General features: G+C 71.4%; 9 protein-coding genes. 3 read left to right on the forward strand and 6 right to left on the reverse strand.

The features are described from left to right. Positions 1–149: 149 nt before the first annotated feature. The gene (locus tag IPJ78_08370) at positions 150–1,403 is read left to right on the forward strand and encodes a GGDEF domain-containing protein (GenBank protein MBK7906566.1); all 1,254 of its coding nucleotides are present in this window, start codon (positions 150–152) and stop codon (positions 1,401–1,403) included. On the opposite strand, the gene IPJ78_08375 is transcribed toward IPJ78_08370, so the two are convergent. Further along, on the reverse strand, positions 1,400–2,863 hold the full coding sequence (locus IPJ78_08375) for a CRTAC1 family protein (protein MBK7906567.1): 1,464 nt from the start codon (positions 2,861–2,863) through the stop codon (positions 1,400–1,402). The genes IPJ78_08370 and IPJ78_08375 overlap by 4 nt on opposite strands. 13 nt (positions 2,864–2,876) lie before the next feature. Next, positions 2,877–5,903, reverse strand: coding sequence for an alpha-galactosidase (locus IPJ78_08380; GenBank protein MBK7906568.1), 3,027 nt, complete (start codon positions 5,901–5,903; stop codon positions 2,877–2,879). Positions 5,904–5,961: 58 nt separating this feature from the next. Between IPJ78_08380 and IPJ78_08385 the strand changes: the two genes are divergently transcribed. Then, positions 5,962–6,309, forward strand: coding sequence for an alkylphosphonate utilization protein (locus IPJ78_08385; GenBank protein MBK7906569.1), 348 nt, complete (start codon positions 5,962–5,964; stop codon positions 6,307–6,309). A gap of 5 nt (positions 6,310–6,314) precedes the next feature. Here IPJ78_08385 and IPJ78_08390 read toward each other — a convergent pair whose 3' ends face one another. Next, positions 6,315–7,319, reverse strand: a complete 1,005-nt coding sequence (locus IPJ78_08390; protein ID MBK7906570.1) for a ChbG/HpnK family deacetylase — start codon at positions 7,317–7,319, stop codon at positions 6,315–6,317. Positions 7,320–7,330: 11 nt separating this feature from the next. Beyond that, positions 7,331–10,051, reverse strand: coding sequence for a hypothetical protein (locus tag IPJ78_08395; GenBank protein MBK7906571.1), 2,721 nt, complete (start codon positions 10,049–10,051; stop codon positions 7,331–7,333). A gap of 96 nt (positions 10,052–10,147) precedes the next feature. On the opposite strand from IPJ78_08395, the gene IPJ78_08400 reads away from it, so the two are divergent. Continuing rightward, the gene (locus IPJ78_08400) at positions 10,148–11,686 is read left to right on the forward strand and encodes a sodium/solute symporter (GenBank protein ID MBK7906572.1); all 1,539 of its coding nucleotides are present in this window, start codon (positions 10,148–10,150) and stop codon (positions 11,684–11,686) included. 24 nt (positions 11,687–11,710) lie between these two features. Here IPJ78_08400 and IPJ78_08405 read toward each other — a convergent pair whose 3' ends face one another. Both IPJ78_08405 and IPJ78_08410 read right to left on the reverse strand, forming a co-directional pair. Then, positions 11,711–12,169, reverse strand: coding sequence for a YaiI/YqxD family protein (locus tag IPJ78_08405; protein ID MBK7906573.1), 459 nt, complete (start codon positions 12,167–12,169; stop codon positions 11,711–11,713). After that, positions 12,166–13,110, reverse strand: coding sequence for an alpha/beta hydrolase (locus IPJ78_08410; protein ID MBK7906574.1), 945 nt, complete (start codon positions 13,108–13,110; stop codon positions 12,166–12,168). The genes IPJ78_08405 and IPJ78_08410 overlap by 4 nt, the downstream gene beginning before the upstream one ends. Positions 13,111–13,132 lie beyond the last annotated feature (22 nt).

The raw sequence follows: 13,132 nt of genomic DNA on the forward strand, positions 1-13,132 counted from the left end.
GGTGGGGAACGGACGTCGGGCGGGAATCTGCCCGCTCTGGGTACGCGTGGCGAGGGCGCGGCGTTCGCCGGCGCGGAGGCGGCGACCGGCCACGGCGCGAGCCGTCCTCGGCTGGCGGCCGCGTCCGCGGCCGGTAACTTCCCCCGGGCATGACCGCCCCCGCCCCTCGCCTGCGCTCCATCACGCCGAGCTTCACCGCCGGCGTCGCGGCGCCTCCCGTCTGGGTCAAACCCGACCATACGCTCGAGGCCGCCGGCGTCGAGGGTGAGATCGTCGTCGCGCGGGTGCGCGTGCTGGTCATGGGGTTGCTCCTCATCGCGCCCCTCTGGAACGTCGCGCATGCGCCGCAGGAGCCCATTCACCTCACCGGCTTCAGCATCACCCTGCTGGCGTGGTTCATCTCCATCGGCATCTGGCGCGCCATCGCGGCCGGCCGATGGCGCCCCTGGATCGGCTTCGCGTCGAGCGCTTTCGACGTCACGATGGTCAGCATCGCCCTCACCAGCTTCTTCGTCGTGAGCTCGCCGCTCGTCGCGCTCAACTCGAAGGTCACCTTCGAGATGTACTTCCTCGCCATCACCGCGACGAGCCTCCGCTACGACGCCCGCATCTGCATCGGCGCCGGGGCGCTCGCCGGGCTCCAGTACGGGGGACTCTGGGTCGCGGGCTCGCTCGGCTATGACCTGTACGACCCCTCGTACGTCGCGCAGGCCGGTCCGTACCTGCCCGTGGACCTCGCCACGCGGCTCCTCCTGCTCTCGATCGCGACCCTCCTCTCGGTGACGCTCGTGCAGCGGGCCCAGCGGCTGCTCTACCTCGCGGCGCGCGACCGGCTCACCGGTCTCTTCAACCGCGGCCACTTCGACACCGCGCTCGACCAGGCGATCAGCGCGTCGTCGCGGAGCGGACAGCCGCTCGCCCTGGCGATCCTCGACATCGACCACTTCAAGCGGATCAACGACGAGCACGGCCACGCGCGCGGCGACCAGGCCATCCGCATCATCGCCGACCGGCTCGCCAACGGCATGCGCCGGTCCGACATCGTCGCGCGCTATGGCGGCGAAGAGTTCGTGGTGCTCATGCCGGGGACCCCGCCGGAGTCGGCGCTGCTGCGCATCGAGGCGATCCGGCGCGAGATCGCGGCTGTGCCGATCGAACTGGGCGAGGGCCGAGTGCTGCACATCAACTTCTCCGCGGGCGTCGCGGGCTCACCGACGGACGGCAGCATGGAGCGCACGCCAGCGGCCGGCGGACTCGGCACCCCGGATGCGCTCCTCGTGCTCGCGGACGAGCGGCTCCTCGCGGCCAAGCGCGCGGGGCGGGCCCGCTGCTACGGGCCGGGGACGATCCTCCAGGCCGCGCCGCCCGCGCGCCGCTCCTCGGGCGCGCTCCGACTCCGCTAGGGCGTCCCGGTCCACACCTCGACGACCTTCCGACCGTCGAGCTTCACGCCGTTCTTTCGCCAGCGCGTCCGGGCGCCGCGCGCCGGCCAGATCACCTCGATGTCCACCTTGCCGCTTCCGCCCAGCCCGAGGTGCACCGGCAGGTCCGACTGCGCGTCGTAGCCCGAACCCGCATCGATCACGCGAACACCCAGCAGCGCATCCGTGCCCTCGGCGTAGACGCGGACCTCGGCGCCCGCCCGCGTCGCATGGAACGCCCCGTCCACGACGCGCACGCGGACCGACCGACGCGCGATGCTCGGGTGCAGCGTCGGGGTGAAGAGCGCATGCGCGCCCTGGCCGGTGAGCGCGAGCTCCACCGCACCGTCACCGTTCACGTCCGCCCAAGCGGCCCCGTGATCGGCCGGCACGGCGGCGACCGCCGCCGGGATCGCATCGACGAAGCGGCCATTCTCCTGACGATACAGGTAGTCAGGCCAGTTCTTCCCCTGTGTCACGGTGCCGTTGAGATAGAGGTCGAGCTTCCCGTCGTTGTCGACGTCGGCGAGCGCGCAGGTGTCGTACCGCCCGTCGACCGCGATCCCCCACGCCTCCGAGACATCCGTGAAGCCGCCGCCCACGCGCCCGAGGAAGAGGCCGGGCTTGCCGTAGTTCGCGAAGACCGCGTCGAGCAGTCCGTCCCCGTTCACGTCGGCGATGCAGGGGCGCACCGTTCCGTTCGCCGGGTCCCGCGGCGTGCGGCCGCCCCAGGCGAGTCCCCACGACTCGGCGACGTCCGTGAACCGCCCGTCATCATTGCGGAACGCGCCGTTGGCGTCGCCATCCATGTTCCCGACGAGGAGGTCGAGGTCGCCGTCGGCGTCGAGGTCCGCCCAGGCGGCCCCCACGCTCTTGCGCACATCCGCGAGCCCGACCTCGGCAGCGATGTCGGTGAAGCGCGCCCCGTCGTTGCGGAAGAGCATGTTGGCGCGGTCGCGGAAGGCCACGAAGAGGTCGAGATCCTCGTCTCCATCCGTGTCCACCCAGACCGGCTGCCGCACGGCGCCGGCCGCGACCGTGAGTCCCGCCTCGGCGGTGGCATCGACGAAAGTGCCGCGGTCGTTGCGATAGAGCGTCAGAACGCCCCCGTCGCCCGGCGCGAAGCCGACGAGGAGGTCCGGATCGGCATCGCCGTCGAAGTCACCCCAGGCGGCGGCGCGCGTCGCCCGTGCGGCCGCCAGACCGACCGTCGCGCCGACCTCGACGAAACGGCCGCGGTCATTCCGGTAGAACCGGTTCGCCGTTCCGCCGAACCCGACGAAGAGGTCAGCATCGCCATCGCTGTCGGGGTCGCCGAACGCATTCACGAGCGCACCGGTGGCGGCGAACAGTTCCGGCTGCACGGGCGTCATCGGAAGCGGGGCGGCCGCCGTGACGAGCGCGGATGCAAGGAGTGCCGGGAGCGCGCGGAAAGGAATCATGTCGAACGATGGGTTAGGGATACCGCGCGGTCCAGCGGACGCGGCCACCGCCCGGCGAGCGGAGCTCGATCCTCCGTCCCCCCGCTGTCCGCGTGCTGCGCACCACCTCGGCGCCCTCTGCGCGCACGGTGGGGGCGCCGAACCCCGCCGGCTCGGTCAAGTGCAGCACGTAGGCGGCGCCGGGGACGAGGTCGCTCGTGCCGCGAAGCGTGCGCTCCGCCCAGGTGACCTCGACGAGGTCGACGCCACCGCAGGTCACGTGCCGGTCGGTCGCGAGCAGCTGTGGGTGGTCGACACGCGGTCGCAGGCAGATCGCCTGCACCTGGTACGTCGAGTCGAGGGGCGGCGCGCGGAGCGTGTCGCGCACCACGCCGAGCGCGCGTTGCGTCCAGAACTCGAACGCGACGTAGTCGGTCCCCGGCGCGAGCCCGAGGTCGGCGAGCGCGACGCGCGGATCGTCTCCACCGGTGCGGGCGAGCACCGTCCACCGTTCGAACGGCCGTGCGATGTCCACTTGATAGAGCGGCACGGAGAGGCGCTGGTCGGCATCGAAGGGACGCGGACCGGCACCGCTCACCTCGCGCGCGGCGAGGTGCAGCTGCGAGGAGCGCGAGGCATCGACGTCGTAGAGCTGACCGGGGCGCGTGAAGAGGACCGGCGCGGTCCGCTTCGCCGCCTCCACGCTCGACGTGCGGTAGACCTCAGGCGGGTCGGTGATCATCATGACCGATCCCGTGAGGGACGTGAGCGTCGTGGCGCGATAGCGGTCGGGCTGTCGCAGCTCGATGTGGTCCGGATCGTTGCGCCAGACGACGTTGTTGAACGAGTTGTACTGCGCGAACGCGCCGTAGCCGAAGCCGTCATCCCCCACGCGCATCCCATCCACGAGCCCGATGAGCTCGGGGCGGATGCCCCAGCAGGCCAGCAGGTAGTTCCGCGTCCCGACCAGCTGCCGCACCTGCGCGACGACGTCGCGGAAGACGACCTCTCGATCCATCCGTCGGTCGGCGTAGTACTCGGCGAAGCTGTTGTAGCCCTCGTAGCGGAGGTGTCGCAACGCGTCGAGCTTGAAGTAGGTCCACCCCATCGCCCGGAGCGAGTCGTACACGGGGGTGACGAGCTGGCGAAGGGTCTCGGGGTTGCTCCCGTCCATCACGAAGCCGACCCAGTTGCCGTACGCCGGTCGTCCGGCCGGATCCTTGACGAACCACTGCGGGTTCGCTTCGGCGACGTCGCGCTGCGCGAAGCTCACGTTGGTCCAGATCCCCGGCTCGAGCCCGCGCTCGGTGATGTACCGTCGCAGGGCCGGCAGCCCGCTCGGGAACTTCGCGTTCGCGGTGAGCCAGTGGTCCGGTACGCCGATGGGCAGTTGCTGATAGCCGTCGTCGATCTGCAGGTAGGTGAAGCCGTATGGCTTGAGCACTTCGCTCATCACGTCCGCGGTGCGCCGGATGTCCGCCTCGGTGACCTTGTCGAAGAAGGCATACCACGACGTCCACCCGGTCACGGAGCCGGCCCACGGCCGGTACGTCCAAGGGGCGTAGTGCGCGAGCCCGCGATGCCGTTGATAGAAGCGGGGGCGGAAGCGGATCGCGACCTCGCCGCCCTCGGCGGTGAGCGTGAAGTCGGTGGCCCCGTCGCGGTGAATGGTGTCGGTGCTGATGCGCGTCGTCGCCGGGAAGTCGACCGAGAGCAGCCAGTCGCGCTGGCGATCGTAGACCGCCCGATTGCGCCCGTTGTCCGCTGGGCCGATGCTGTGCCGGACGACCGCGCGCGCGTCCTCCGCGGGCTCCGGCTCCGCTGCGAATCCCTCGTCCGAGGCGTGCACGGCCCCGAGCAGTTGCATGCGTCCGCCGCGGCCGCGTGCGGTCCACTTGATCACCTGCGTCACGCGGCCGTCGCTGGTGTCGAGGGCGATCCGCACATCCGGTGCGTCGCCGCGCGCGCTGAGCCGCGCCTCGAGGATCAGCGCGCCGTCGTACAGGAGACGGAGCGTCGAGTCCGTGCGGACGATCGTCGCCGGCGCGTTGGGCGGTGCGGGGAAGCCCGTCGTCGGCATCGGGTCCGCGCCAGGCGCGCGTGCCGCGTCCACGGTCGTCGTCCCGGCGTTGCGGCGCTCGACCACCGTGGCGAGCAGCTCCGGCATCGCATGGAACTGGTCGACGTGGTCGGGCGCGGTGTTGCCGGCGAACCCCCGCACGGTGAATCCCCCGGCGACCACTTCGCTCAGTTGCTGCATCCCGCGCGGACCGACGCGGAGCATCGGCGTGCGTCGGAGCCCGAGCGACGCGAGGATCCAGTCCGCCGTCTCGGTGGTGCTCGCGAACGTCCCCGGGAAGATCTCCGAGTGCGCGATGGTGAACCGCTTCTCGCCGCGCACCGCGGCGCGGGCGAAGGCGGCGAAGGCCGCGAGGTTCGTCGTGTCGAGCGCCCCCGAATCGGAGAGCACGCGGCCCTCGGGGACGTAGGACGTGTGCATCCCGTCGAGGAGCAGGATGGCGTCGACGCGGTCGAAGTGGCGCGGCGTGAGCAGGATCGCCCGGATCGCGCCGTGTCCCGCCGAGAATCCGCTCAGCGTGATGCTCGAGAAGCGCATCGGCGTCCCGGCCGCGCGCGCGATGCCCGCGAGCAGCGAGTCGAACGCCGCCGGCTCGGCGAACGGCCGATGGTACGCCCCGGACCCCGCACCGAGGTTCACGACGGCCGTGATCGCGCTGTCGCCGTGCGCCGCGACGGCCTGCTGGGGCAGCCAGGCCGCGCCGTGGAAATGGATGACCAGCGAGGAGGCGCCGCGCTGGGTCACGCTGGTCGGCACGTGCACCGAGACCGGTCGCCCCGCCGGACCGTCGAACGTGACCGTCGCACCGGAGAGCGGCCGCGGCGCGAGTCGCTCGTGCGGACGCGTCGTCTCGACCATCGGCGAAGGGTTCTGCGCGGCCGGCGCGGGCGCGCTCCCGCTCGGGGCGGGGGACGAGGGCGCCGCGGGCACGCAGGCCGCGGCGCAGAGGAGCGAGAGCAGGGCGAGAGGGGAGCGGGGCATGATCGGTTAACTTACTCCGCTCCGCTCACGGCGCATCCGCGCCCCGTGCCCGCCCGATATGTCCACGCTGCCGCCGTGCCCCGCCTGTGCTTCCGTCTACACCTACGAGTCGGGGACGCTGCTGGTCTGCCCGGAGTGCGCGCATGAGTGGGTGCCCGGCGCCTCCGCTCCCGCGGACGGCCCCGATGGGGGTCGCGTGATCCGCGATGCCGTCGGCAACGTCCTCGCCGACGGCGACAGCGTGACCGTGATCAAGGACCTGAAGGTGAAGGGGTCCTCCTCCGTCGTGAAGGTGGGGACGAAGGTCAAGAACATCCGCCTCGTCGACGGCGATCATGACATCGATTGCCGGATCGACGGGATCGGCCCGATGAAGCTGAAGTCGGAGTTCGTGAAGAAGGCCTGACGCGATCAGCGCCCGGCGGGGCAGATGCTCGCGGCCCGCGCGAACTCGGCCCAGGTGATCACCTGGATGCCGTGCCAGCGGGCCATCTCCCGCAACGCGCCGCTCCGGACCAGCGCCGCATCGCGCGCGCGCCAGGCGGCGTCGTACTCGCGGTGATCGCGGAACAGGTGCCGCTCCTCGGGCGTGTCCTCGTCGAGGTGCACGAGGAGCAGTGTCACCCCGGGCCGCATCCCCTCGAAGAGGCCGATGTAGTACGCCTCCCAGTCCGCCGGCGCGACCGACGGGTCGATGCTCATCAGGTCGGCGAGCGGGAGCTGTCCGTCGTCGAGCGCCTCGGCGAGATAGGGGAACTTGCGGAGGAACGTCTCGGGGATGGGGATGGGCAGGCAGGCGCGCTTGGCGAGGCGGCGCAACGCCGCGAAACGCTCGGCCCCGTGGTACAGCAGCGCCCCTTGATGCGAGTCGAGATGGCTCAGGCGGACTCCCGTCGCGCGCACGCGGGCGAGCTGCGCATCCAGCTCGCGCTCGATCTCGGCCGGTCGCGCCTCGTCGGTGCCGCCGAGCCGGAGCAGCCCGGCGTCGTCGAGCAGCGAGCCCACCCGCCCGCGGGGTGCGACGGGGGCCCAGCGCATCGCGTCGGTCTCGCTCGTGATCGTGAGGTGCACGCCCAGGTCGAACGTCGTGTCCTTCGGGAGGGCGGCGACGAATGCGTCGAGGTAGGGGGTGGTCGCGATGATCGAGGACGACGAGATCTGCCGAGCGCGGAGGGCGGCGATGGTGACGCGGTCGGTCCCCGGGGAGATCGCCGCGTCGTCGGCGTGGAGGATCACGAGTCGCGCGGTGTCGGGCAGGCCGAGGCGACGTAGGACCTCGCGCGCGGTCGGGCGCGCGGCGCGCTGGGCTCCAGCCGGTCGTGCGAGCAGCGACGCCAGCAGGATGATCACCAGTGCAGCGGCGCGCGCGTAGTGCCCCGCGCGAGCGACGCCGGTCGGGCGTGCCCTGTGGCGCATGCCCCCGTCGCTCACGGCGCGGCCCACAGTCGCTGGAGGGCGTAGTACGACGGCTTGAGGTACTCGTGCCAGGTCGGCGTCTCCCAGGTCGGCCACGCCCAGGTGGTGAAGTTGGCGAGCGGCCAGTTGCCGTAGGCGTCACGCGCCGGGATCGTACCGGCGATGTCCGGTCCTGGGCGCAGCGCGACGAGTCCGAAGCGGAACCCATCCGTCGCACGGCCAACGAGCCTCGACGGCGGCGCATCGGCGCGACGACCGAGTGCCTGTTCGGGATCGCTCTCCCACGCCAGCATCCGCGACGACGGGTCGCTCACGTTGAGCAGCGCCCAAGGCAGCCGGAGCTCGATGATCCCCGCCGTCTGGTCGTACCACCAGTCGGCGAGCGAGTTGTCGCGCGCACGCGCGTAGCGGAGCCGGCCGACGTTCATGCCCTGGCCCCGCACCTGCCGTCCCTCGGCGGTGAAGCGTGGGCGGTTGGTCAGTGCGTAGAGCGTGTCGAAGACGGCATCGTAACGGCGCGTGGAGAGCAGGGGACGGCGGAAGTGCTCGCCGAAGAAGGCGCCGCTCTCCACCAGTCGATGCGGCATGTAGAGGAGGTAGTCGGGCGTCACCTTGAGCTGCGCATCGGCCGCACTGTTCAGCTCGACGAGGAACTCGAAGGCCGCGCTGCTCCGGATACCGCTCGTCGGCAGCACCACCTGTCCGAGCGACGGGTCGTGTGTGTCGATGGCGAGCTGGAACCGCACCGAGTCCCACGGGAGCCGCCGGCCGCGCCATGCCGGTGACTCGATCGCCACGTAGACGAAGCCTTCATCGTTCCCCACGCGCAGCGTCACCGTGTCGCGCCCGACGATCGCCCCCGTCCCGTAGACGCCGAGCGCACGCCACGTGCGCGCGTCACCCCCGGGCTCCGGCGAGCGGCCCGGAGCGCCGGGCCGCAACGCGAGCAGGCCGTAGTGCTCCTCGGAACTCATCATGTTCTGCCACATCCGACCGCGTTCGGCTGGGAGCTCCGTCCCCATCGCGAACCAGTTGCGCTTGAACCACTCGTCCATCCACGCGAAGACGATCGCGCCCGCGCCGCCCGCCTCGCGGATCTCCGTCGCCATCCGCGCGTTCGCCGCGCCTGCGGCCTGCTCGGTCACGCCGCCATGGTGCCAGCCCTGCGGTTGCAGGTGCGCGTTCCCGCGGCTCGTCGGCACGCCGAACTCGGCGACCACGAACGGGATCCCGCGGTGCACGCGGCGGAGGTCCTGCAGGTAGCCGAAGAAGTTCGAGCGCCCCAGGCTCGATGCGGCACGCGAATACCCCGGGTCGTAGAGCATGAAGTCCGGGTAGTACGGATAGACGTGGTAGCTCGCGAACCACCCAGCGACGTTGCGCGGCGTCCGGCGCACGAGGGACGGATCGAGCGTGACCCCTTCCTCCTCGTGCACGTCGGGGTCGTTCGGATCACGGTCGTAGCGCAGGCCGCGGAACCGCATCTGCTGGTCGTACGACGTCTCCGTCGAGTGCGCGATCGGGTCGGTCGTCGGCCAGTTGGTGTAGGCGATTGGCCGCTGCGCGTTGTAGGTCTCCTCCTCGTACGTGAGCAGGAGGTCGCACTGCCGCACCATCCAGACGTCGGTCGGCGTGCCCTGCCTGAGGGTGAGGTGCTGGCCCGCATAGCTGCGTGCAGCCCGCGGATCGCGATTGAACCCGATCACCGAGTACGGCTCCCACTCGCGGCCGAGGATGTAGGCGATCGTCCACGGCGAGACGTCGGCGTCGTAACGACCACTCGCGTGGCCGGGCGACCCCGGGAGCACCGCTGCGCCATGGAGGACGTCCACGACGCGCCGGATCTCCTCGGCGAAGGCGGCGTTGAAGGCCGCGTCGTCGAAGTCGTTGCGCGGCGGCAGTTCGGTCCAGACGCCGTGCACGAGGTAGAGCGGCGTGGCGGGGTGCGCCAGATTGTGCGCCCGCAGCGCGCGATAGAACTCCGGCGGCAGGATCGTGTAGACGCGGAGCGTGTTCGCGTGCATCGCCGCGATCTGCCCGAGCCAGCGCGCGTAGAGTGCCGTGTCGGTGGGCGCTTCGGACGGGAACCGGCCGGGGAGGGCGAGCCCGAGGTTGACGCCCTTCATGAAGAAGGGGACCCAGGTCGCGCCGCGACGCAGTTCGAATCCCTCGCCCTTCACTCGGAGGGTGAGGTCCAAACTCGCCGCGCGTCGGCGCTCGAGTGGCGCGGTCCCCGGCGCCGTGCCGGCGAGCCGTTCGAGCTGCGACCGCAAGTCGGCTCGGGCGGGCGAGAGCGACGCGGCCCGCTGCCAGGCGGCGAACGCGCCGGCGGCATCGCCCATGCGCTCGGCCGCCATCGCGCGGCCTTCCCACGCGTCGGTGGAGATGCTGTCGCGGCTCGTCGCGGCGCGGAAGAGCGAGTCGGCGGTGCTCACGTCGCCTGCGCGGAATCGCGTGAAGCCGAGCCCGGTCGCGGCGTCGCTGTTGGTCGGGCAGGCGCGGAGCGCCGACCGGAAGGTCGTCTCTGCCTCCGCGATCGCGTCGCGACGGTATGCCCTCCAGGCGTCGGCCACGACCGAGTCGGTCCCGGTCGGGCAGGGGGCGGTGGTCACGACCGCCGCCCCGTCCGCTCGCGGCCGAGGTTCCTGCGCGCCCGCGGCGGCCGCGAGAACGACCATCGCGAGTCCGGCGAAGGCGCCCAGATGGAGGGCGGAGCGATGCGTGCGCGGCATGCTCGAAAGGTGTACGCCTTGGCGCCGGTGGGCGACCCCACTGCCGGCCGACGTCGTCTCTTGACGCCCCGGCCCAAGGGACGCGTACTTCCCCGGATGAACGCACAAGGATTCGGCTGGCTCGACCTCTTCGTCCTCCTCGCCTACCTCGGCGGCACGACGGCCCTGGGACTCTGGGTCGGCCGGTCGCAGAAGGACGGCAAGGACTACTTCGTCGGCGACGGATCGATCCCCTGGTGGGCGGTGATGTTCTCCATCGTCGCGAGCGAGACCAGCGCGCTCACCTTCATCTCCTCGCCGGGACTGTCGTACGGCGCGGGGCCCGGGCTCGGCGACCTCGGCTTCCTGCAGGTGGTCGCGGGCTACATCGTGGGGCGCTTCGTCATCGCCTGGTTGCTGCTGCCGCGCTACTTCGGCGGCAAGCTCGTGACGGCCTATGCGCTGCTCGAGACGCGCTTCGGCACCGCCACGCGGCGCTTCACCAGCATCGTGTTCATGGTCACGCGCGGACTCGCCGATTCGGTGCGCGTCTTCGCCACCGCCATCCCTGTCGCCCTCATCGTCGGGCCCGCCGTCGGCAACGACAAGCTCGTGATGCCCGCGGCGATCCTCCTCCTCGGCCTCCTGACCGTCATGTACACGTACAAGGGCGGCATGAAGGCGGTCGTGTGGACCGAACTCATCCAGGCGACGATCTACGTGAGCGGCGGGCTCATCGCCGTCGTCCTCATCGGACGCGCCGTCCCCGGCGGCTGGAGCGAGATCTGGGGCTCGGCCGCCGCGGCCGGCAAGACGCGCATGGTCGATACCTATCTCGGCATCGACCGGCCGCACACGATCTTCGCCGGCCTCCTCGGCGGCGCCTTCATCGCGCTCGGCTCGCACGGCACCGACCAGACGATGGTCCAGCGGATGCTCGCGTCCCGCACGTTGAAGGACGCGCAGCGCGCGATCATCGGCTCGGGCTTCGCCGTCTTCGCGCAGTTCTTCCTCTTCCTGACCATCGGGCTCGGCCTCTGGGCGTTCTACCAGGGCCGCGTCTTCCCCGCGACGGACGTGATCTTCCCCACCTTCATCATCGAGCAGATGCCGGCCGGGTTGCTCGGGCTCATCGTCGCCGCGATCGTCGCCGCGACCATGAGCACGCACTCCGGCGCGATCAACTCGCTCGCCGCCGCGACCACGCACGACATCTACCTGCCGCTCACCAAGCGCACGCCCGACGATCCACGCGCGCTCGTCATGGGCAAGCGCTTCGCCCTCGTCTGGGGCGTGGGGCTCACGCTCGGCGCGCTCCTGTTCAAGGCACAGGGCACGCCGGTGGTCGTGATCGCGCTCTCGATCGCGTCGTTCACGCAGGGCGGACTCGTGGGCGGGTTCCTGCTCGGGATCCTCTGGAAGCGCGCCATCCAGCGCGACGCGATCCTCGGCATGTCCGTCGCGATCGGCACGATGGCGTTCATCGTCTTCGCCAAGCAGATCGTGGCAGCCTATCCCGGGATGGCCGGGATGCTCGGCGGCGTGGCGAAGATCGCCTGGCCCTGGTACGTGCTCATCGGCACGTCGCTCACGATGGCCGTCGGGATCCTGTCGTCGTTCACGCACCCGATGCCGGCGGAGCGACCGGCGGCCTGAGGACCGAGGCGCGGAGAGCCGAACTCACCCGCCGCGCATCGCCCGGGTGAGCGCGCGGTCGAGCGCGTTCGCGAAGGCCTGCTTCTCCCGCGCGCCATACGCCGCGTGGCCTCCGGTGTCGACGCCGGTCGAGCGCAGCCCTTCCATGAAGTTCCGGACGGAGAGGCGCTCGCCGATGCTCTCGGCGGTGAACACCTCGCCGCGCGGATCGATCACCGCCACGCCCTTCGGCACCAGCAACGCGGCGAGCGGGATGTCCTGCGTCACCGCCACATCGCCCGCGACCGCCTGCTCGGCGATGTACCGATCGGCCGCGTCGGGCGAGCCGTCGACGCGCACGGCCGAGAGCAGGGGATATCCGGGCGGGAGCGTCAGCCGCAGGTTCGCGACGAGCACCGTCTCGAGCTTCAGCCGGTCGCAGGCGCGGTAGCAGATCTCCTTCACCACCTGCGGCGCGGCGTCGGCGTCGATCCAGAGTCTCATCGCGCGGTCGGATCGAGGACGAACGCGCGCACGGCGCCCCACACTTCGCGCGCGTGCGTGAGCTGCGCGTTGTGGTCGCCGGCGATGCGCACCAGCCGAGCGCCGGGGATGCGCGCCTGCGCGAACTCCGCCTGCGCCATCGGGACCGTGATGTCCTTCGTGCCGGCGAGGATCAGCGTCGGCGCGGTGATGCCGTCAATGGGCCACCCGTCGGGCCGGTCGAACTGCCGCTGGTCGTTGTCGTCGCCGGCGCGACGAAGGGCGCGCGGCACGGTCGAGGCGAGCAATGCTTCGGCGGATCGCACCATCGCCGTGTCGGCGGGATCGAAGTCGGGGATGCTCGCGAACCGCGTCGAGAAACGCCAGGTGTACCAGTCGTCGAGCCCGACCGCATCCATGAGCCGCTGGCGGCGACCGACGGGATCGGGCGGCGTGCGGCTGGTGATCGCGAACACGAGGGCCAGGGCGCGCGTGCGCGAGGGGTAGAGCCGCGCGAACTGCAGGGCCGAGGGGCCGCCGCCGGAGACGCCGACGACGGCGACCTGCGGGATGCCGAGCGAGTCGAGTAGCGCGGCGAAGAGATGCGCCTGTTCCTCTGGAGTCGCGCCCGAGGAGAGCGGAGTGCGGAGGTAGCCCGGTCGCGAAGGGACGATCGAGAGCAGTCCCTCGCGGAACTCGGCGCGCGCGAGGACGGCGCGGGAGAGCTGGTCGTAGCCGCCGGGGTTGCCGTGGAGCCAGAGGACGGGCACGCCGGTGGCTTGATCGCCGAGGGTGAGGACCTCGACGGGACCCCGTGCGGTCAGGAGGAGGCGCGAGTCGCGGCTGACCGTCGCCGAGAGCGCGCGTCGCCAGCTGACGTACCGAACGAGCGGGATGGCGGCCGCCACCGCACCGACGGTCAGGGTGGCGAGCACGATGCGCGGGAGCCAGGCGAGGGACACGCGCGGAAGATATCGTCCGCGG

This window comes from Gemmatimonadota bacterium (assembly GCA_016714015.1).
Classification (GTDB): Bacteria; Gemmatimonadota; Gemmatimonadetes; order Gemmatimonadales; family Gemmatimonadaceae; genus Pseudogemmatithrix.

Coding starts and splice junctions, on each gene's coding strand:
- IPJ78_08370 (MBK7906566.1), top strand. CDS start 150: ATGACCGCCCCCGCCCCTCGCCTGCGCTCCATCACGCCGAGCTTCACC.
- IPJ78_08375 (MBK7906567.1), bottom strand. CDS start 2,863: ATGATTCCTTTCCGCGCGCTCCCGGCACTCCTTGCATCCGCGCTCGTC.
- IPJ78_08380 (MBK7906568.1), bottom strand. CDS start 5,903: ATGCCCCGCTCCCCTCTCGCCCTGCTCTCGCTCCTCTGCGCCGCGGCC.
- IPJ78_08385 (MBK7906569.1), top strand. CDS start 5,962: ATGTCCACGCTGCCGCCGTGCCCCGCCTGTGCTTCCGTCTACACCTAC.
- IPJ78_08390 (MBK7906570.1), bottom strand. CDS start 7,319: ATGCGCCACAGGGCACGCCCGACCGGCGTCGCTCGCGCGGGGCACTAC.
- IPJ78_08395 (MBK7906571.1), bottom strand. CDS start 10,051: ATGCCGCGCACGCATCGCTCCGCCCTCCATCTGGGCGCCTTCGCCGGA.
- IPJ78_08400 (MBK7906572.1), top strand. CDS start 10,148: ATGAACGCACAAGGATTCGGCTGGCTCGACCTCTTCGTCCTCCTCGCC.
- IPJ78_08405 (MBK7906573.1), bottom strand. CDS start 12,169: ATGAGACTCTGGATCGACGCCGACGCCGCGCCGCAGGTGGTGAAGGAG.